Below are 18,123 nucleotides of genomic sequence, written 5' to 3' on the forward strand. Positions count from 1 at the left end.
CATCTCGCGCACCTTGGCCAGCACGTCCTCATCCGACCAGGCCGCGTTGGCGACAAAATGCAGCAGCGACTGGTGCTGTGCCGCCGTGCGCGCCGGAGCCGTCCGCGCCGCCATCGGCTCCACGCTCTTGCGCTCCCCAGGCAGCATCAGCCCCGTGCAATAGTCGCGCAGCGGCCTCGTCCGCTCCGCGTGACCGATCGCGCTTCCAAGACCGGCCACATACTCCGCAAACCGTGCTTCGCTCTGATCGAGATCCATCTGGCCCTCCACGTGCCAAATATTGAATCTCTTCAATTACTTGATTCTCAGCCCCAAAAGACCGCGACCGCTTGACTCAGTAGTGCTAATCCGCCCTACACGGTGGAGCTCTACCACATCGTCTGGCGGGCGCGCTCCGGCCATTCGCGGTCGTAGGTTTCGCCGCCGACCTTGTCTTCGCTCATGCTGGCGAGGATCTGGCCCGGCGTCGGCAATGTCCCGGGATCGACGCGCTTGTCGGGATTCCAGAGGTCGGCGCGGACGATCGCGCGGGCGCATTGGAAGTAGATCTCGTCGACGGTCATGACCATGACGGAGCGCGGCGTCTTGCCTTCCATCCTGAAGGAAGCGAGCAAATCCGGATCGATCGACAGATGAGCGCGACCGTTGACGCGCAGCGTGGTGCCGGAGCCGGGGATCAAAAACAAGAGCGCGACGCGCGGGTCGCGGACGATGTTGCGGAGCGAATCGACGCGGTTGTTTCCGCGGCGGTCGGGCATCATTAACGTCTTCGCGTCATGGATGCGGACGAAGCCGGGCAGATCGCCGCGCGGCGAACAATCGATGCCTTCCGGACCGACGGTGGCGAGCGCCGCAAACGGCGATTTCTCGATCAGGGTACGATAGGGCGGCGTGAGGCGGTCCGCGACCTTAACGGTGGAGGCATCGTTGGGGAAGCCGTAGATCGCCTCCAATTGTTCTGTTGTCGCGATACGTGTCATCGGCTCCCTTTGTTTACTCGTCCCAACGGTTTCCTCTGATGATCCGCGCGAGCTGGCGCGCGTGATAATCGGCGGCGCCGACATTGACGATGGTGAAGTCCGGCGCGGCGGTGGTCTCGTCGACGGTTCGGCCGAGCCGATGCTCGATCCGGCCGTCGCTGGCGCGTCCGCGCATCGCGAGCCGCTCGGCCAGCACGTTCGGCGGCGCGGTGATCTGGACCACGGCGACATTGACGTAGGCGCGGCGGGCCATCGATATCACCGTGCGCGAGACGTTGGCGATCACGGTACGGCCGGCGCGCAGATCGTCGTCGACCGCGCGCGGCAGCGCATAGCCATGGCCGTGTGCCTCCCAATGCATCGCATAGTCGCCGCGCGCCACCGCTTCGTGGAACGCTTCCGCGCTGACCTCCTCATTGTCCTCGGAAGGCGAGGAGGCGCGTGTGATCACGCGGCGCGCAAACACGGCATTGCCTTCCTCGGCACAGGCCGCTTTGGCGAGGCCGAGCAGCGTATCCTTGCCGGCGCCGCTTGGGCCGACCACCAGCACCAGGCGGCCGGGACCGATCGGATCAAGTGTCTCGATTGCAACTGCCCGGGCTTCCGTCATGCGACCCGCTCCCCTTCCCGCCAGACGCTGCGCACCACCGGGAGGTCGCGCGCGAGATGCACGCGGATCAGGTCGGCGCGTTTGCCGACCGCAATCTCGCCGCGGTCGGCGAGCCCCACCGCTTCGGCCGGCGCCTTCGTCACCGTGCGCACCGCGGAGGCGAGATCGATCGCCGGAACGTGCTGCGGCAATTGCAGCGCCGCCATCAACAGGCTCGAAGGGATGTAGTCGGACGACAGGATGTCGAGCAGCCCCTCGTGGGCGAGATCGACGGCGGCGATATTGCCGGAATGCGAGCCGCCGCGCACGACGTTGGGCGCGCCCATCAGGATGTCGATGCCGGCCGCATGCAGGCCGCGCGCGGCTTCCATCGTGGTCGGGAATTCCGCCACTGAAACGCGATCGCGCACGGCGTCGACCACGTTCTCTTCCGTGGTGTCGTCGTGGCTCGCGAGCGGGATGTTGTACTCATGCGCGAGCGCGACGATGGCGCGCATGTTGGCGGCGGCATAGGCCTTCTGGTTGGCGAAGCGTCGTGCGAAGAGCTCATCGAGCTGGGCGTCGGTCATGCCGCCGCCCTTGCCGCGATAGTAGTCGCGCAGCTTCACCTCGTCGCGGAACTGGCGCTGGCCGGGTGTGTGGTCCATCAGAGACATCAGCCGCACGTCGGGCCGATCGATCAGCTCCTTCGCCTCGGCCACCACATCGGGCATCGGGATTTCGCAGCGCAGGTGCAGGAAGTGATCCGCGCGGAGGAGATTGCCGTCGCGCGCCACCGAGATCGCCGCCGCCAGAATGCCGGCGCGGCCATCGATGCCCTCGGCACCATCCTCGCGCCAGACCCGAAGCGAATCCAGCACAGTGGTGATGCCCGAGGTTGCGAGCTGCGCGTCATAGGAAATGACGGATGCGACCGGGTCCCAGAACACCTTCGGGCGCGGCACGTAGTGGGCTTCGAGGTGATCGGTGTGCAGCTCGATCATGCCGGGCATGATGAGGTCGCCGCCGGCATCCTCGCTTCCATCAGGCGCACTCCCCTCGCCGAATTCGGCAATGCGGCCGGAGGCCAAGGCGACCCAGCCGCGCTCGATGACGCGGTCGGCCAGCACAAGGCGGGCATTGCCGATGATGGTCTCTCTTGCGGTCATCTCCCCTTCCCTCTCATGCCGCTGCCCTCTTATGCCGCTGCAGCGAATGACGTGACATCCACGATTCGGTCTGCAATCAGATGACGGATTTCATCGTCATGCACGATCGCGACCATTGCGACGCCGCGGCGTTTCTTCTCGCCGATCAGTTCCACCACCACGGCGCGGTTGGCCGCATCGAGCGAGGCCGTCGGCTCGTCCAGGAGCAGGATCGGCAGATCGGAAATGAAGCCGTGCGCGATGTTGACGCGCTGCTGCTCGCCGCCGGAGAAGGTCGAGGGCGGCAGCCGCCACAGCCGCTCGGGAATGTTGAGACGGCGGAGCAGCGCGCCGGCCTTGTCGCGTGCCTCTGCACGCGGCGTGCCGTTGTCGACCAGCGGCTCGGCGACGACGTCGATGGTCGGCACCCGCGGCACTGCGCGCAGGAACTGGCTGACATAACCGATGGTGGCGCGGCGTACGCTCAGGACCTGCCGCGGCTCGGCGCTGGCCAGATCGATCACTTTGCCCTGGTGGCGGATGTCGATCCGCCCGGTGTCGCAACGGTAGTTGCCGAAAATCATCTTCAGGATCGACGACTTGCCGGCGCCCGATGGCCCGGACAGCACGACGCATTCGCCCGGCTCGACATGGAACGCGACGTTGCTCACGACAGGCAGTTCGACCCCACCCTGCAGATGCATGGTGAAGGTCTTTGCCGCGTTGGAGATTTCGATCATCGCAGTCATCGGTGCCCTCATGGCGGCAGAATCGAGGAAACGAGCAGTTGGGTGTAGGGCTCGCGCGGGTCGTCGAGCACCTGGTCGGTCAGGCCGGTCTCGATGACACGGCCGCCCTTCATCACCATCACCCGGTGCGAAAGCAGTCGCGCCACCGCGAGGTCATGCGTGACGACGATAGCGGCGAGGTTGAGCTCACTGACGAGATTGCGCATGAGGTCGAGCAGGCGGGCCTGCACGGAGACGTCGAGCCCGCCGGTCGGCTCGTCCATGAACACCAGCCGCGGCGCGGTGACGAGGTTGCGCGCGATCTGAAGGCGCTGCCGCATGCCGCCGGAATAGGTCTTCGGCGCATCGTCGATGCGGCCGATGTCGATCTCGACGCGCTCCAGCCATGTCGTTGCAGTGTCGCGGATGCGGCCATAGTGATTCCAGCCGACCGCCATCAGCCGCTCGCCGACATTGGCGCCGGCGGAGACCGCCATGCGCAGCCCCTGCGCGGGATCCTGGTGCACATAGCCCCAATCGGTGCGGAACAAGAAGCGCCGCTCGGCTTCGCCGAGCGAGGCAAGATCGCGCAGCACGCCATCGCGCATGCGATAGGACACGCCGCCTGCGCTCGGCGCGAGCTGTGCCGAAAGCAGTTGCAACAGCGTCGACTTGCCCGAACCGGATTCGCCGACGATCGCCAGCACCTCGCCGGGATAGAGCGAGAACGACACGTCGCGGCAGGCGGCCAGCCGCCCGTAATTCTTCGACAGGCCGTCCGCAATCAGCAGCGGCTGATCGTCGTCGGGCGTGGTTGCCGGCTCAGACATGCGCCCTCTCCTTGTGCGGCGCTGCGCTCTCGCGGCCGCGATGGCCTTCGGCCTGGCGCTGCTCGCAATAATCGGTGTCGGAGCAGACGAACATCCGCCCGCCCTTGTCGTCGGTGACGATCTCGTCGAGGTAGGAATTCTCCGCGGCGCAGAGCGCGCAGGGCGCATCGAAGCGGTACGGCTTGAACGGATGGTCCTCGAAATCGAGCGAGACCACGGTCGTGTAGGGCGGGATCGCGTAGATGCGCTTCTCGCGGCCGGCGCCGAACAATTGCAGCGCCGGGCAATTATCCATCTTCGGATTGTCGAATTTCGGCGTCGGCGACGGATCCATCACGTAGCGCGCATTCACCTTCACCGGATAGGCGTAGGAGGTGGCGATATGGCCGAAGCGCGCGATGTCCTCGTAGAGCTTGACGTGCATCAAGCCGTATTCGGCGAGCGCGTGCATGCGCCGCGTCTCGGTCTCGCGCGGCTCGAGGAAGCGCAGCGGCTCGGGGATCGGCACCTGATAGACCAGCACCTGCCCCTCATGCAGTCGCGCCTCGGGGATGCGGTGACGGGTTTGGACGACCGTGGCCTCCGTCGTCGACGTGGTGGTCGCAACGCCTGCGGTCTTGCCGAAGAATTTGCGGATCGAGATCGCGTTGGTGGTGTCGTCCGAGCCCTGGTCGATCACCTTCAGGACATCATCGGGACCGAGAATCGCGGCGGTGACCTGCACGCCGCCGGTGCCCCAGCCATAGGGCATCGGCATCTCGCGGCTCGCGAACGGCACCTGGTAGCCGGGAATCGCGATCGCCTTGAGGATCGCGCGGCGGATCATCCGTTTGGTCTGTTCGTCGAGATAGGCAAAATTGTAGGATGGCGCGTTCATTCGGCGGCCTCCTGCAGCAGCTCCGATGTATTGGCTTCGGCGAACTCCTTGCGCAGCCTGCGCAGCAGGCCGAGTTCGGACTGGAAGTCGACGTAATGCGGCAGCTTGAGATGCTCGACGAAGCCGGTCGCCTGCACATTGTCGGAATGCGACATCACGAATTCCTCGTCCTGCGCCGGCGCCCTCACCTCCTCGCCGAGTTCGCGCGCGCGAAGCGAGCGATCGACCAGCGCCATCGACATGGTCTTGCGCTCGCTCTGGCCGAAGGCGAGGCCATAGCCGCGGGTGAAGCGCGGCGCTTCCGTCGCTGAGCCCTTGAACTGGTTGACCATCTGGCACTCGGTGAGTTCGATCCTCCCGAGCGGAACGGCGAAGCCCGCGTCTTCGGCGAGGAATTCGACCTCGACCTCGCCGAAGCGGATCTCGCCGGCGAAGGGATGGTTGCGGCCATAGCCGCGCTGGGTGGAGTAGCCGAGCGCCAGCAGGAAACCTTCGTCGGCGCGGGCGAGATTCTGCAGGCGGAGATCGCGGTCGGCCGGGAAGCTGAGCGGCTCGCGCGTGAGGTCGCCGACTGGAGCGTCCGCCTCTACTTGCGGCGACGGCTCGATCAGGCCGTCGTGGGCGAGGATGTCGGTGATGCGTGGCGTCTCGGCGGACGATGTTTCGCCGGTCGCGGGCGCCTCCGGCACAAAGCCTTCGGCAAGCTGCGGGTCGAGCAGGCGATGGGTGTAGTCGAAGGTGGGGCCGAGGATCTGGCCGCCGGGAACGTCCTTGAAGGTCGCGGAGATACGGCGGCGGATCTGCATGTTGCCGGTATCGACCGCCGCGGTGGCGCCGAAGCGCGGCAACGTGGCGCGGAAAGCCCGGACCAGGAAGATCGCCTCGATCATGTCGCCGCGCGCCTGCTTGATCGCGAGCGCAGCCAGCTCGCGATCATAGAGCGAACCTTCCGCCATCACCCGATCGACGCCGAGCGCGAGCTGTTCGGAGATCTGCCCAAGCGTAAGCTCCGGCACCTCCCGGTCGCCTCTCCGTTCATGCGCGAGCAGGCGATGGGCGTTCTCGATGGCGCGTTCGCCACCCTTGACTGCAACGTACATCGTCAGTCCTTCCCATGAGCAAGCCGCGTGGTGCGCGGAATCGCGACAATCTCTTCGCCCGCGACCAGCACGACGTCGATGCCGCGCGGGAACAGCGTGGCGTTGACGGCGAGCCGATCGAACAGATCGTGCGGCTCGATGCTCGCAGTCAGCAATGTTGAGCCGTCGATGCCGGGGCCGCGCAGTTCGTAGGCAGCGCCGTGCGACAGGCTGTCGACCTGCAGGATCAGCGTGGTCGAGCGATCGGGATATTCGCTGCTGCCGAGCGCGAAACGCTCGAGCGCGGGAATATCTTTGGGATCGCCGATCAGCGCAAAGCTTGCATTCGCAGGATCGCTGGTGATGGGCGCGCCGGTGTGAAACTTCAGCCATTCGGCGATGCCAGTGGTCGACATCGCACCATCGAGCCAGATCGGCGTGTCGTGGTCGAACAGCATCAGCGCGATTGCGGCCGTGCCGTTCATCACGCCGTCAGGCGCGCCCGCCGATGCCGCGATCCGCTGCACCGTACCGGGACGCGCCATTGCGTTCATCACGGAACGGAACGTCGCCTGCGCCGACAAGACCTTGTCGGAGAAGCCCGGAGGCAATTCGGCAACCGTTGTCATCTCCCTCAGCCCTCGCCGCGCACCATGGTGTAGAAATCAACCCGCGTCGCCGCCGTTTCCGCGTCCTCCCGGTTCCGCTTCGCGATCATGGCGATGCGCAGCGGCGCGATCACTTCCGACTCGACCGCATCGGCAAAGGCGTCCGTTTGCGCCATGGCGTCGCACAAGGCGATCAGCCGCGCCTTCTCATGGTCACGCCCGAGCGTGTAGCCGAAACCGACCTGGCCGGTCGAAAGCAGCACTGCTGAGCGCGAGACCGTCGCTTCGCCGAGATTGAAGGGCGCGCCATCGCCGCCGACGCGGCCGCGCACCATCACGAGGCCGTTTTCCGGCTCGCGCAAGGTCCTGTGAGCCGGCAGCGCCATCGCGCTGAGCCGGGCCGAAATTTCGGCGGCCTCGGACTGCGCGAGCACAGCCATTGCCGCCTTGCGCTGCGCCCGTTTATTGTCTTGCTCGGTCTTCGTCATGTTGCGGAACCTTGCCCGACTCAAGTTGTCTATAGTAATAGACAACTTGATAAGCAAACGCCATGACTGTTTGATGACTGGGGCATGATTTTCGGCAGAACTGGGTTTCCGATATGAGTATGCAGGACACCGCGTCATCCGGCGTCGCGCTGTGGCGATTGGTCGCCGACGGCATCGAGCGCGGCATCGCCGAGGGGCGCTTTGCCGCGGGCGAGAAGCTGCCGGGCGAGATGGAGATCGCGGAGACCTACCGCGTGAACCGCCACACGGTGCGGCGCGCCCTGGCGGCGCTCGCCGAGCGCGGACTGGTGCGCGCCGAGCGCGGCAGCGGCACCTATGTGGAGGCGCAGCGGATCGCCTATCCGCTGCGCTCACGGACTCGGTTCTCGGAGATCGTCGGCGCCGGCGGCCGCGAACCAGGCGGGCAATTGATCGATGCGTCGGAAGACGTGGCGAGCCGGGAGTTGGCGCGGGAACTCGGACTGAAGGTCGGCGCGCCGCTGGTCCGGATCGAGTCGCTGCGGTTCGCCGACCGCGCGCCGATCTGCGTCGCCACCACATGGCTTTCGGCCGCGCGCTTTCCCGGCGCTGGAGAGGTCTACGCTGATCTCCGCTCGATGACGAAGCTGCTGGAACATTTCGGCGTCCGCGACTATCGGCGCGCCTCGACGCGGATCACCGCCGGCATCGTCGACGCCACCGACGCCGCGCGACTCGACGTGGCGCTTGGCCGCCCGATCCTGGTGGTCGACTCTACCGACGTCGATCCCGACGGCAGGCCGCTGGTGACCAAGCGCTCGCGCTTCGCCGCCGAGCGCGTGGAGTTTTTGGTCGAGAACGGCTAAAGGCGCGGGCGCTTATTCTCCCTCGCCCCGCTCTTGCGGGGAGAGGGTTGGGGTGAGGGGCTGCATCCGCAAACTCGATAGACGTGAGTGAGCGGTGAGTCCCCTCACCCGGCGCTTCGCGCCGACCTCTCCCCGCAAGAGCGGGGCGAGGTGACTCCTTACGCCAGCGCGCGCTGGCCGATGATGGCGAAGCGGAGTTTTGTCGAGATCCAGTCGATCACGGCGACCGCGATCAGGATCATCAATATCAGGAACGACACCTTCTGCCATTCCAGGACGCGGATCTGCTCGGCGAGCTGTAGCCCGATGCCACCGGCGCCGACGATGCCGATGATGGTCGCCGAACGCGTGTTCGACTCGATGTAATAGAGCACCTGCCCCGCGATCACGGGCAGCACCTGCGGCATCAGGCCGAAACGGATCTCGTGCAGTGTACTGCCGCCGGAGGCGCGGATGCCCTCGACCTGCTTCTTGTCGGCGGCCTCGATCGCCTCGGAGAACAATTTGCCGAAGGCGCCGAAATCCGACACCGCGATGGCGAGCACGCCGGCGAACGGGCCGAGGCCGACGACATTGATCCAGACCAAGGCCCAGATCAGCGTGTCGACGCCGCGGATCGAATCCAGGAAGCGCCGCACCGGAAAACGGAAGATGGCAGAGGGCACGATGTTGCGCGCGGCGAGCAGGCTGACCGGCAGCGCCATGAACGCGGCCAGCGTCGTGCCGAGCAGCGCGATCGACAGCGTCTCGCCGAGCGCGGAGAGATAGGTCGGCAGCGACGAGCCGGGATCGGGCGGGACCATCATCAGCGTGATCCAGCCGAGCTCGCGCAGGCCGCCCACCAGCTTGGTCGGTGAGAAGTCGAGATCGTATAGTCCGAAGCCGAAGACTGCGAATGCCGACAGCAGCATCAAGGGCGTGGCGAGCCGCGCAGAGGCCGGGCGCTCGAAAACATCAGGATATTTCGTTCGCAGCGCCTGCGAATCCGGCTTCGGCAACTGGCTCATGCCTGCGCCTCCTTGCCGAACAGTTTTGCGCGCAACCAGCCGGTGCTGATGTCGATCACGAACACGGTCACGATGATGGTAACAAGGATGGCGCTGACATCGGAATAATAGAATTTGCGGATCGCGACCACGAGCTCCTGCCCGATGCCGCCGGCGCCGACAAAACCCATCACGGATGCTTCACGCACGTTGATCTCGAAGCGCAGCAGCGCATAGCTGGCATAGCCCGCCGAGACCTGCGGTAGCACCGCAAAGCGCATGCAGGAGAGCCAGCTCGCGCCGGTCGAGCGGATGCCCTCCACCGGCTTCATGTCGGCATTCTCGACGATCTCGGAGAACAATTTGCCAAGCGCGCCGGTGGAGTGCACGGCGATCGCCAGCACGCCCGCCATCGGCCCGAGCCCGAACGCGATCACGAACACCAGCGCGAACACGATGGCGGGCACCGTGCGCGCGAACTCGAGCAGCCGCCGTACGACAAAGCGCAGCCACGGCCCGGGCGAGGTATTCTGGGCGACGAAGAAATTCAGCGCAAGCGCAAGAACGGCGCCGATCAGCGTGCCGACATAGCTGATCAGAATGGTCTCGGCGAGCAGCTTCAGCCAGCTGTGCCAGCCCCAGAACCATTCGCCGAAATCGGTCCAGACCCGCTGGCCGCTATCCAGCGTCAGGATGCGGTCGAAATAAGAGACGAAGTTGCCGAAATAGGTGAAGAGCGTGCGCAGGTTCACTTCGGCGCCGATGCCAGCGACGACGAGCGCCGCGATGAACACCGCGACCGCCAGCATCGTCTTCAGCCGCTTGCGCGCGACCGCCTTGCGATAGGCCTCGTTCAGCGCCGCGAGCTGCTGGGCGGGAAGGATGGATACGGCGGTGGTCATCGGATCTACTGCTTGCCCTCAACGGAAACAGGCCGAGTCGCAATCGACCCGGCCTGTTCAGTTCATGTCAACCGATCAGGACGCCTTCTTCTTGCGCAGGGTGTCGACGAACTTGATCAGCTCGATCGTGCCGTCCCAGTCCTTGGTGGTCGCGGGGTGGAAACCCTTCTTCTGGCCGTCGGAGAGCTTGTCGAACATCGCCTTGTCCTTGGTCGGCGCTTCGAAGAAGGCTTTCGCGATCGCGGCCTTGAGATCGTCGGGAAGATCGGAGTTGTAGGCGTACGGTCCGTTGATGATCTCGGCCGACTTGTTGATGATGCGGAAATCTTCCTTCTTCATCGGCGAGCCGTCGGCGTTCTTCAGCATGCCCTTGTGCAGCATCTGGGCGAGCGTGGAGTCGTCGTCGCTGGTCCACTGGTTGGCGGCAACGTCGACCGTTCCTTGCGAGAGCGCGAGGACCGCGTTCTCGTGGCTGCCGGTGAAGACGACCTTGCTGAAATAGGCTTCGGCGTCCGGAATGCCCTTCTTGTTGAGCTCGAAGCGCGGCACGTTGTTGCCCGAGGTCGAGTTCGGATCGACGAGGCCGAGGTTCTTACCCTTCACGTCCTCGACGGTCTTGTAGGGGCTGGTCGCCTTGACGAAGAACACCGAGTAGTAGCCGGTCGAGCCGTCGGCGTTGATGTCGTTGGCGAAGGCGTCGGTCTTGACGCCCGTCAGCCGCGCCCGGGCGAAGGAGGCCGAACCGTAGCTGGCGATCTGGATGTTGCCCGAGCGCTGGCCCTCGATCACGGCAGCATAGTCGTTGGCGATACGCAGCGTGACCTTCACGCCGAGTTCCTTGGAGAGGTAGTTGACGAACGGCGTCCAGCGCTCGGTAACGCCGGAAGCGTTTTCAGCCGGCACGACCGCGAAGGTCAGCTCCGGATATTTCGTTTTCCAGTCCTGCGCCGACGCGGACGCGGTGAACGCGAGCGCGGCAGCGCCAGCGAGAACGATGCGACGAGTGATCATGGTTTACCCCTGCTGTTATGGTAACGGCTGGATCATGATCCGATTGGATGGAATCGGATCATGACCTCATCTCTTGTTTGAGCATGATCGGCTTTCACGCTTCCGGATCATGCTCTAGAGGCCGACTGCGGTTGCAGCGGCTTTCCCTGGAATAAGGTTGCGACGTTCAGGCCGCGGCTGCGGAGCCGAGCGCCGGAGCTGTTGCGGCATCGGGCGCGGGCATTGGCGCCCCGCCGATGACATCATTGGCCTCGAGATCGTAGAGCTCGCGGGCGATGTGATCCGTCAGCATCGACGGCTGACCATCGAACACCACGCGGCCCGCCGCCATGCCGATCAGGCGGTCGCAATAGCTGCGTGCCAGATCGAGCGAATGCAGGTTGCAAAGCACGGTGATGCCGAAATGCTTGTTGATGCGCAGCAGCGCATCCATCACGATCTTGGTATTGCGCGGATCGAGCGAGGCGATCGGCTCGTCGGCGAGGATGATATCGGGCTCCTGCACAAGCGCACGGGCGATGGCCACGCGCTGTTGCTGGCCACCGGAGAGCTGGTCGGCGCGCTGGGCGGCGAACTGCCCCATGTCGAACTGCTCGAGCGCCGACATCGCCAGTGCCTTGTCCTGGTCGGGCCAAAGCTGGGTCAGCGACCGCCAGGCCGGGATCTCGGCAAGGCGGCCCATCAGCACATTGGTCAGCACGTCGAGCCGGCCAACCAGGTTGAACTGCTGAAAGATCATCGCCGAACGCGCCCGCCACTGCCGCAGCGCCTTGCCGCGCAACGCGGTGACGTCGACACCTTCGAAGAAAATGCGGCCTTCGGTGGGATCGGCGAGACGATTGACCATCCGCAGCAATGTCGACTTGCCAGCGCCCGAGCGGCCGATCACGCCGACAAAACTACCGGGCTGAACCGAGAACGAAGCATTATCTACCGCGGCTTTTGTACCGAAACGGCACGTCAAACCTTCCACCACCAGCATGCAGTGCTCCGAACCCGTCACGTCACGCAAACGGCTAACGCCACCGCATTACAGTTGTGTGACAAACACACCGCAGTGCGGCAATGCTGCACAGCGTCGGCGATGTCACTCATCTGTCACGCTAATGTTATGAGGCGCATCGAAGACGTGCGCTCCCCACAACCGTTCGAGAGGCGAAGATGGCCGGCAAGCTGCTTTCCGTTGTACCGACCGTTGATCCCACCGCATCGGTGCGGGACAGCCAGCTTGGCGCATATACAGAGGTCGGGGCGCGAACCATCCTGCTTGGAGTCACGATGGGCGACTATTCATACGTCGTGAACGACGCGCAGCTCACTTACACCACGATCGGTAAATTCTGCTCGATCGCGGCGATGACCCGGATCAATCCCGGCAATCATCCGATGCATCGCGCGACGCAAGCGCATTTCACCTATCGCGCCAGCGCATACTTCCCGGGCGAACATGACGAGGCCGAATTCTTCGAATGGCGCCGGGAGCACCGCGTACATATTGGCCATGACGTCTGGATCGGGCATGGCGCGATCATCCTGCCTGGCCGCTCCATTGGAACCGGCGCGGTGATCGCGGCTGGCGCGATCGTGACCAAGGATGTTCCCGCCTACACCATCGTCGCCGGCAATCCCGCACGGCCGATTCGAAAACGGTTTCCGGACGACATCACCAGCCGCCTTGCGGCGCTCGCCTGGTGGGACTGGGATCACGAAATGTTGCGCCAGGCGCTACCGGATTTCCGCAAGCTGGTTGTCGGGGACTTCCTCACAAAGTATGAAGCGGTGAACGCGCCAACAGCCCGCCGGAGTGCCATCTCGTGACCGACATTATTATCGAACGCGGCAAGGCGCTCGTTGACGGCGAACTCGTCGAAACGCGGCTGCGGACCGCGGGCCTCGACATCGCAACCCTCGGCGAAGATGGAGATGGTCGCGACGCGCTCGGCATCGATGCGCGGGATCTAAAGGTGCTGCCCGGCATCGTCGATCTGCATGGCGACGCCTTCGAGCGGCAGATGATGCCGCGCGCCGGCGTCGATTTCCCGATCGACGTGGCGCTCGCCGACAGCGACCGCCAGGCGATCTCAAACGGCATCACGACGGTGTTCCACGCCACCACCTGGTCATGGGAGCCGGGTCTGCGCAGCGCCGACAATGCGCGGAGGCTGCTGGAAGCGATCGAGCAGATGCGCCCACAGCTTGCCGCCGACACGCGCTTCCATCTGCGCCATGAGACCTACAATCTCGACGCCGAAGCGGAGATCGTTGACTGGCTCGCGGAGGGCCGTGTCGATCTGTTCGCCTTCAACGACCATATGGACGGGACGATCGGGGACCTGGCAAGGCCGCGCAAGCGTAACCGGATGGTGGAGCGCACCGGCCTTTCGGCCGAGCAGTTCGACGATCTCGTCACACGCGTGGTGTCGCGCGCGAACGATGTGCCCGCCTCGATCGCACGTCTCGCCAGCGCGGCGCGATCGGCCAATGTCCGGATGCTCTCGCATGACGACAACAGCCCCGAGATGCGGAAGGGGTTTCGCGACCATGGCGTCGGCATCGCCGAATTCCCTGTCAACGAAGAGACCGCGCGCGATGCGGCAGCCGCCGGCGACGACATCGTGTACGGCGCGCCCAACGTCGTGCGCGGCGGCAGCCACACCGGCTGGACCAAAGCGTCCGACATGATCGCCAAGGGCCTCTGCTCGGTACTGGCCTCGGACTATTACTACCCGGCACAATTGCTCGCGGCCTTCCGCCTCGCCGCTGATGGCATTCTGCCGCTGGAAAAGGCGTGGGACCTGATCTCGGCAGCGCCGGCGCGCGCCGCCGGGCTCGACGACCGCGGCGTGCTCGCCGAAGGTCGCCGCGCCGACATGATCATTGTCGATGACAAGGTGCCGCTGCGGCCTCGCATTGTTGCGGTGATCGCAGCGGGACGTCTCGTGCATCTGGCCGACGCCAGCCGGCTCACCTACTCCACAGCACCGCGCAAAGCGGTTGCTGCCGCTTGACGTTTCCCCGGTCTTTCGATGATGGCCAATTATCCGCGTTATGCCCTCTACTACGCGCCGGCGCCGGACAGCGCGCTCGATCGTTTCGGCGCCAAGATGCTCGGCTACGATGTTTACCGGGGCGGCGACCTGCCTTTTCCCGAGGGCGTGCTGCCAGGCTGGCGCGAGATCACGCAGGACCCGCGCAAATACGGCTTTCATGCCACGCTGAAAGCGCCGATGGCGCTGGCGGAAGGAAAGACCGAAGCTGATCTGATTGGCGCATGCGAGGCTTTCGCCGCTACGCCGCGGCCAATTCCCGTGATCGAACCCATCATCGATTCGATCAGCGGCTTCATTGCGATGATCCCGGCAAGACCGTCGGCGGAGTTACAGCAGCTTGCGGCCGACGTCACCCGCGATTTCGATTCATTCCGCGCAGCGCTGACGCCGCAGGATCGCGCAAGGCGAAATCCCGAGCGATTGACGCCGCGGCAGGTCGATTATCTCGACCGCTGGGGCTATCCTTACGTAATGGAAGAATTCCGCTTCCACATGACGCTGACCGGGCGATTGCAAGCCGAGCGCCATGAAGTCGTAGTGCCGATGCTGCGTGAGCGCTTTGCCTCCGTGCGGCTCGCAACGCTCGCTATCGACCGGCTCGCAGTGTTTCGCCAGGATGATGCAGCATCGCGGTTTCGAGTCATCGCGCACTGGCCACTGCGCGCACTCTGAGTAGCCCCGGGTGGAGCGGAACGCGTAACCCGGGATTTCTGCACCAGCGTCTACCAGCGGTCCCGGGTTGCGCTGCGCTTCACCCGGGCTACGACTTACTCGTCCGTCTCTTCCGGCCTTGTACGGGCGATGATTTCGGCGGCGCCCTTGTCGAGCAACTCCAGTCCGACGGCACGACCGAGTTCGCGGGGACGGTCGGCGGCGCCGGTGCGCGATGCCTCGATGAAGCGGTCGCCGGTTTCATCCAGCACCGAGGCGCGCAAAATCATTTCGCCGCCGGCGAGCGTGGCGTGGCCGGCGATCGGCGAATTGCAGTGGCCGTTCAAGATCCACAGCACCTCGCGTTCGGCTTCGGCGGCAAGGCGCGATGACGCATTCTCGATCCCGGCAAGGCGGGCGCGCGTCGCGAAATCGTTTGCCGCGCATTCGACGGCAACGATGCCCTGCCCGACTGCCGGCAGCATCTCGTCTACCGGGAATTCATAGGCGATGCGCGATGCACGCCCGATGCGCTCGAGCCCCGAGCGCGCCATCACCAGCGCATCGGCTGGGCCGACCTCGCTGCCATCGGGCAAACGCTGCTTGTCGCCACGATCGAGCTTTGCGATCCGCGTGTCGGCGGCGCCGCGGAAATGGATCACGCTTGCTTCAGGAAACAGCCTGCGTAAGTAAGCGGCGCGGCGCACCGCGTTGGTGCCGATCTTGAAGCCCTTGCCGCGGCCCGCGCGAAAGCTCTCCAGTGAAACGCCCGGACGCAGCACCAGGCAGTCGGTTGCGGCGTCGCGCGGGAGGGTCGCGCCGATCACGAGGCCCGGCGTCTCCTCATTGCCCGGCACGTCCTTCAGCGAATGCATCGCGGCCTGCAGTTCGCCCGCGCGCATCGCTTCGCGGATCTCGGCGACAAAGGCGCCGCCCTTGCCGCCATGGCGCAGCAACTTGCTGGTCTGGTCCTGATCGCCGCGGGTTTCGAACCTGACAATCTCGACGGTCAGGTCGGAAGCCGACGCACGCAACAAGCGCGCGACTTCCTCGGTCTGCGCCATTGCCATGGCCGTCTTGCGCGTGCCGATGCGTAAGGTCTGTCCCGACACAGTGTCTCCGTTCGAACCGCCGATAAAGTCGAGGGATTAGAGCAAAAGCCCAATCAAAACAACGCTTTTCGCCGCCTGTTCCGGGATGAAGGAAAGCGCGTCAATCCAGGTCGGTCACGACCTGAACGCCACCCGCTGCCATTGCCGCATGGGCGGCCGCAAGCGATCCGGCAAGATCGATCGCCCGGCAGCCGGATTCCACGACCACGGTTTCGAAGCCGAGGCGGCGCGCATCCAGGGCGGAATAGTGGACACAATAGTCCGTGGCGAGCCCGGCCATGAAGATCCGCTTCAGTCCGCGCTCGCGCAGATAGCCGGCAAGGCCGGTCGGCGTGGTGCGGTCGTTCTCGTAGAAGGCGGAATAGGAATCGATCGCGGAGCGAAAGCCCTTTCGGATCACCAGCTCCGCTCTGTCGGTCGAAAGCTGCGGGTGGAACGCGGCGCCCGCCGTGCCCTGCACGCAATGGTCCGGCCACAGCGTCTGCGGACCATAGGGCATGGTGATGGTTTCGAACGGCGCGGAGCCCTGGTGCGAGGTCGCAAAGGAGCTGTGACCGCGCGGATGCCAGTCCTGGGTCAGCACTACATGATCGAACCGCCCGGAGAGGCGGTTGACGACAGGCACCACCGCATCGCCATCGGCAACGGCGAGCGCGCCGCCGGGGCAGAAATCATTCTGCACGTCGACGATGAGGAGCAGGTCGTCGGGGTGAATTCGCATGGGCAACTCGGCTGTATTCTTTCGCCGAACTTAGCTGAAAATTTGCAGCTTCGCAGCAGACAACCCTACGTCCCGATGCGCAGCGAGGCGCGCTGCTTGCGCAGGCAGGCGATCACGGACAGCGCGGTGATGCGGCCGGTGCGCGGGTTTTCCGATGGGATGTTCTCGATCGTCATCGAGAACCGCGCCGAATCGGAATCCACCTCGATGCGGTGGGTGTTGCGCGTCACGGTCGGGTCGGCCCAGATTTCCACCCGGGTGCGATCGGGGCCGATGCCGGCCAGCGACAGCGCCACGGCGACGTTCAGGTTGGCCGGAAAGCCCTTTGCCGCCTCGCGGGCGGTTCCTTCGAAAATCCGCAGCGGCTCGGCGAGCCCTTCGACGCTGATGTCGTTCTCGACCAGATAGGGCGCGCCGGCGAGCCCAAGCGGCGGTTTGCGCGTCACCAGCCGGACCGAATGGATGGTGCCCTCGGCCGCGGCAGTGACGGCGTCGAGCCCGATCAAGGCGCCGGTCGGCACCACGATCTGGCCGCCGTTATTCTTCGCAAGCGCGATCAGGTCCTCGTTCTGCAGCAGCGCGCCGACGCTGAGCACGACCGCGGTCTTGCCGCGCTCGATCACCGGCGCCACGATCGAACGCACCAGCTTGCTCGGCGCGCATTCGACCACGATGTCGGCCGCTTCGGCCAGTTCCTCGATCGGCAGGATCTTGGGCGGAGTCTTCAGGTCATCGAGCCAGGCCTGGTGCTTGGCGACGTTCTGCGCCGAGACCGCGCTGAGCGCCAATCCCTCGATGCCGCGATCCAGCTCCTTCACCACGCTTGCGCCGATGGCGCCGAGGCCTGCAACGGCCACACGCGCCGCGGATCGTGCGCTGCTCGAATCCACCATACAACTGCTCCCAGGACAGATGCCTGTCCTGTCCCGCACCAGCAGCCGGGTGTCAATCGCCGATTGGATGGATCAGGCGATCACCGGCCACCGTCAGGCGAGCTTTGGATAAGTCGCCTTGTCGAAGAAGCTTGCGCCGGCAACATATTTGCGGGCCGCCGACATATCAGGCTTTTCTTCGCCCTCGCCGCCGCATTCGAAGGTCAGTTCGAGCTGCACGCCGCTGGGGTCGTAGACGAACAACTGCCAGAGCGTGGTGCCCGGCACGATGAATTCGCGCCAGTCGAGCCCCGCCCGCTTGAAGCGGGAAACGAAGGAGCGATAGCCGGAGCAGGACAGCGAGACGTGGTCGATCGCCGCCGTTCCCGCCGGCGCCTTGCCTTCGGGGCCGAGCGCGGGACCGCCGGCATAGATGTGCATGATCGCGAGCCCGCCCGGCTGTGGGCAACCGAGCCAGGCGCCGGGATAGCCGAAATCAGGCCGCGCGAATTCGCGAAGCCCGATGATCTCGGTGTAGAATTTCCGCGTTGCCGGCAAATTCTCGGTCTTGATGGCGATATGATAGAGACCGTGCACGGTTGCGATCGGCAGCGTCGGTTCGGCTCTGGTCATGACGTTGATCTCC

General features: G+C 65.1%; 22 protein-coding genes. 4 read left to right on the forward strand and 18 right to left on the reverse strand.

The genetic code is table 11. The features are described from left to right. The 10 genes from K288_RS0124620 to phnG all read right to left on the reverse strand — a co-directional run. On the reverse strand, positions 1-258 hold a 258-nt coding region (locus K288_RS0124620; RefSeq protein WP_043160599.1), incomplete at its 3' end, for a transposase. A gap of 110 nt (positions 259-368) precedes the next feature. Further along, positions 369-980, reverse strand: coding sequence for a pyridoxamine 5'-phosphate oxidase family protein (locus K288_RS0124625; RefSeq protein WP_027581963.1), 612 nt, complete (start codon positions 978-980; stop codon positions 369-371). Between the two features lie 13 nt (positions 981-993). Continuing rightward, on the reverse strand, positions 994-1,590 hold the full coding sequence (gene phnN, locus K288_RS0124630) for a phosphonate metabolism protein/1,5-bisphosphokinase (PRPP-forming) PhnN (RefSeq protein ID WP_027581964.1): 597 nt from the start codon (positions 1,588-1,590) through the stop codon (positions 994-996). Further along, the gene (locus K288_RS0124635) at positions 1,587-2,738 is read right to left on the reverse strand and encodes an alpha-D-ribose 1-methylphosphonate 5-triphosphate diphosphatase (RefSeq protein ID WP_027581965.1); all 1,152 of its coding nucleotides are present in this window, start codon (positions 2,736-2,738) and stop codon (positions 1,587-1,589) included. The genes phnN and K288_RS0124635 overlap by 4 nt, the downstream gene beginning before the upstream one ends. Positions 2,739-2,767: 29 nt before the next feature. Further along, positions 2,768-3,466 (reverse strand): phosphonate C-P lyase system protein PhnL, encoded by a 699-nt coding sequence (phnL, locus tag K288_RS0124640; protein WP_027581966.1) that lies wholly within the window; start codon positions 3,464-3,466, stop codon positions 2,768-2,770. Between the two features lie 8 nt (positions 3,467-3,474). After that, positions 3,475-4,275: a phosphonate C-P lyase system protein PhnK gene (gene phnK / locus K288_RS0124645; protein WP_027581967.1), complete on the reverse strand. Its 801-nt coding sequence runs from the start codon at positions 4,273-4,275 to the stop codon at positions 3,475-3,477. Beyond that, the gene (locus tag K288_RS0124650; protein WP_027581968.1) at positions 4,268-5,152 is read right to left on the reverse strand and encodes an alpha-D-ribose 1-methylphosphonate 5-phosphate C-P-lyase PhnJ; all 885 of its coding nucleotides are present in this window, start codon (positions 5,150-5,152) and stop codon (positions 4,268-4,270) included. The genes phnK and K288_RS0124650 overlap by 8 nt, the downstream gene beginning before the upstream one ends. Further along, the gene (locus K288_RS0124655; RefSeq protein WP_027581969.1) at positions 5,149-6,252 is read right to left on the reverse strand and encodes a carbon-phosphorus lyase complex subunit PhnI; all 1,104 of its coding nucleotides are present in this window, start codon (positions 6,250-6,252) and stop codon (positions 5,149-5,151) included. Before K288_RS0124655 ends, K288_RS0124650 begins: the two co-directional genes overlap by 4 nt. 2 nt (positions 6,253-6,254) lie before the next feature. Further along, the gene (gene phnH, locus K288_RS0124660; protein WP_027581970.1) at positions 6,255-6,860 is read right to left on the reverse strand and encodes a phosphonate C-P lyase system protein PhnH; all 606 of its coding nucleotides are present in this window, start codon (positions 6,858-6,860) and stop codon (positions 6,255-6,257) included. Positions 6,861-6,865: 5 nt separating this feature from the next. Beyond that, positions 6,866-7,327 (reverse strand): phosphonate C-P lyase system protein PhnG, encoded by a 462-nt coding sequence (gene phnG / locus K288_RS0124665; RefSeq protein WP_027581971.1) that lies wholly within the window; start codon positions 7,325-7,327, stop codon positions 6,866-6,868. Positions 7,328-7,440: 113 nt separating this feature from the next. On the opposite strand from phnG, the gene phnF reads away from it, so the two are divergent. Next, entirely contained in the window at positions 7,441-8,172 is a 732-nt protein-coding gene (gene phnF, locus K288_RS0124670; RefSeq protein ID WP_027581972.1) for a phosphonate metabolism transcriptional regulator PhnF, read from the forward strand. A gap of 158 nt (positions 8,173-8,330) precedes the next feature. On the opposite strand, the gene phnE (K288_RS0124675) is transcribed toward phnF, so the two are convergent. The 4 genes from phnE (K288_RS0124675) to phnC form a co-directional block, all read right to left on the reverse strand. Continuing rightward, positions 8,331-9,179 (reverse strand): phosphonate ABC transporter, permease protein PhnE, encoded by an 849-nt coding sequence (gene phnE / locus K288_RS0124675; RefSeq protein WP_027581973.1) that lies wholly within the window; start codon positions 9,177-9,179, stop codon positions 8,331-8,333. After that, on the reverse strand, positions 9,176-10,060 hold the full coding sequence (gene phnE / locus K288_RS0124680; protein WP_027581974.1) for a phosphonate ABC transporter, permease protein PhnE: 885 nt from the start codon (positions 10,058-10,060) through the stop codon (positions 9,176-9,178). The genes phnE (K288_RS0124675) and phnE (K288_RS0124680) overlap by 4 nt, the downstream gene beginning before the upstream one ends. A 75-nt stretch (positions 10,061-10,135) precedes the next feature. After that, entirely contained in the window at positions 10,136-11,071 is a 936-nt protein-coding gene (gene phnD / locus K288_RS0124685) for a phosphonate ABC transporter substrate-binding protein (protein ID WP_027581975.1), read from the reverse strand. A 166-nt stretch (positions 11,072-11,237) separates the two neighbouring features. Next, on the reverse strand, positions 11,238-12,053 hold the full coding sequence (phnC, locus tag K288_RS0124690; RefSeq protein ID WP_027581976.1) for a phosphonate ABC transporter ATP-binding protein: 816 nt from the start codon (positions 12,051-12,053) through the stop codon (positions 11,238-11,240). A 179-nt stretch (positions 12,054-12,232) separates the two neighbouring features. On the opposite strand from phnC, the gene K288_RS0124695 reads away from it, so the two are divergent. The 3 genes from K288_RS0124695 to K288_RS0124705 are packed head-to-tail and all read left to right on the forward strand — an operon-like array spanning position 12,233 to position 14,793. Then, a complete protein-coding gene (locus tag K288_RS0124695) occupies positions 12,233-12,889 on the forward strand; it encodes a DapH/DapD/GlmU-related protein (RefSeq protein ID WP_027581977.1) in 657 nt (218 codons plus the stop codon). Further along, positions 12,886-14,079, forward strand: a complete 1,194-nt coding sequence (locus tag K288_RS0124700; RefSeq protein WP_027581978.1) for an alpha-D-ribose 1-methylphosphonate 5-triphosphate diphosphatase — start codon at positions 12,886-12,888, stop codon at positions 14,077-14,079. Before K288_RS0124695 ends, K288_RS0124700 begins: the two co-directional genes overlap by 4 nt. A gap of 21 nt (positions 14,080-14,100) precedes the next feature. Beyond that, a complete protein-coding gene (locus tag K288_RS0124705; RefSeq protein ID WP_027581979.1) occupies positions 14,101-14,793 on the forward strand; it encodes a DUF1045 domain-containing protein in 693 nt (230 codons plus the stop codon). Positions 14,794-14,888: 95 nt separating this feature from the next. On the opposite strand, the gene hemC is transcribed toward K288_RS0124705, so the two are convergent. The 4 genes from hemC to K288_RS46435 form a co-directional block, all read right to left on the reverse strand. Continuing rightward, the gene (hemC, locus tag K288_RS0124710; protein ID WP_027581980.1) at positions 14,889-15,884 is read right to left on the reverse strand and encodes a hydroxymethylbilane synthase; all 996 of its coding nucleotides are present in this window, start codon (positions 15,882-15,884) and stop codon (positions 14,889-14,891) included. Between the two features lie 100 nt (positions 15,885-15,984). Then, a complete protein-coding gene (gene pncA, locus K288_RS0124715) occupies positions 15,985-16,605 on the reverse strand; it encodes a bifunctional nicotinamidase/pyrazinamidase (RefSeq protein ID WP_027581981.1) in 621 nt (206 codons plus the stop codon). A 65-nt stretch (positions 16,606-16,670) separates the two neighbouring features. Beyond that, positions 16,671-17,498 (reverse strand): aspartate dehydrogenase, encoded by an 828-nt coding sequence (locus K288_RS0124720; protein WP_027581982.1) that lies wholly within the window; start codon positions 17,496-17,498, stop codon positions 16,671-16,673. Positions 17,499-17,591: 93 nt separating this feature from the next. Beyond that, complete coding sequence (locus K288_RS46435) at positions 17,592-18,110, reverse strand: VOC family protein (protein WP_043160614.1); 519 nt, start codon at positions 18,108-18,110, stop codon at positions 17,592-17,594. Positions 18,111-18,123 lie beyond the last annotated feature (13 nt).

This window comes from Bradyrhizobium sp. Ai1a-2 (genome assembly GCF_000426245.1).
GTDB lineage: Bacteria > Pseudomonadota > Alphaproteobacteria > Rhizobiales > Xanthobacteraceae > Bradyrhizobium.

Excerpts from the sequence above, each read along its gene's own strand:
- K288_RS0124695 (WP_027581977.1), top strand. The coding sequence starts at position 12,233 with ATGGCCGGCAAGCTGCTTTCCGTTGTACCGACCGTTGATCCCACCGCA.
- K288_RS0124720 (WP_027581982.1), bottom strand. The coding sequence starts at position 17,498 with ATGGTGGATTCGAGCAGCGCACGATCCGCGGCGCGTGTGGCCGTTGCA.
- phnL (WP_027581966.1), bottom strand. The coding sequence starts at position 3,466 with ATGACTGCGATGATCGAAATCTCCAACGCGGCAAAGACCTTCACCATG.
- K288_RS0124635 (WP_027581965.1), bottom strand. The coding sequence starts at position 2,738 with ATGACCGCAAGAGAGACCATCATCGGCAATGCCCGCCTTGTGCTGGCC.
- phnF (WP_027581972.1), top strand. The coding sequence starts at position 7,441 with ATGAGTATGCAGGACACCGCGTCATCCGGCGTCGCGCTGTGGCGATTG.
- phnG (WP_027581971.1), bottom strand. The coding sequence starts at position 7,327 with ATGACGAAGACCGAGCAAGACAATAAACGGGCGCAGCGCAAGGCGGCA.
- phnE (WP_027581973.1), bottom strand. The coding sequence starts at position 9,179 with ATGAGCCAGTTGCCGAAGCCGGATTCGCAGGCGCTGCGAACGAAATAT.
- phnK (WP_027581967.1), bottom strand. The coding sequence starts at position 4,275 with ATGTCTGAGCCGGCAACCACGCCCGACGACGATCAGCCGCTGCTGATT.
- K288_RS0124705 (WP_027581979.1), top strand. The coding sequence starts at position 14,101 with ATGGCCAATTATCCGCGTTATGCCCTCTACTACGCGCCGGCGCCGGAC.
- phnD (WP_027581975.1), bottom strand. The coding sequence starts at position 11,071 with ATGATCACTCGTCGCATCGTTCTCGCTGGCGCTGCCGCGCTCGCGTTC.
- phnC (WP_027581976.1), bottom strand. The coding sequence starts at position 12,053 with ATGCTGGTGGTGGAAGGTTTGACGTGCCGTTTCGGTACAAAAGCCGCG.
- phnH (WP_027581970.1), bottom strand. The coding sequence starts at position 6,860 with ATGACAACGGTTGCCGAATTGCCTCCGGGCTTCTCCGACAAGGTCTTG.
- phnE (WP_027581974.1), bottom strand. The coding sequence starts at position 10,060 with ATGACCACCGCCGTATCCATCCTTCCCGCCCAGCAGCTCGCGGCGCTG.
- phnN (WP_027581964.1), bottom strand. The coding sequence starts at position 1,590 with ATGACGGAAGCCCGGGCAGTTGCAATCGAGACACTTGATCCGATCGGT.
- K288_RS0124655 (WP_027581969.1), bottom strand. The coding sequence starts at position 6,252 with ATGTACGTTGCAGTCAAGGGTGGCGAACGCGCCATCGAGAACGCCCAT.
- K288_RS46435 (WP_043160614.1), bottom strand. The coding sequence starts at position 18,110 with ATGACCAGAGCCGAACCGACGCTGCCGATCGCAACCGTGCACGGTCTC.
- pncA (WP_027581981.1), bottom strand. The coding sequence starts at position 16,605 with ATGCGAATTCACCCCGACGACCTGCTCCTCATCGTCGACGTGCAGAAT.
- K288_RS0124625 (WP_027581963.1), bottom strand. The coding sequence starts at position 980 with ATGACACGTATCGCGACAACAGAACAATTGGAGGCGATCTACGGCTTC.
- K288_RS0124650 (WP_027581968.1), bottom strand. The coding sequence starts at position 5,152 with ATGAACGCGCCATCCTACAATTTTGCCTATCTCGACGAACAGACCAAA.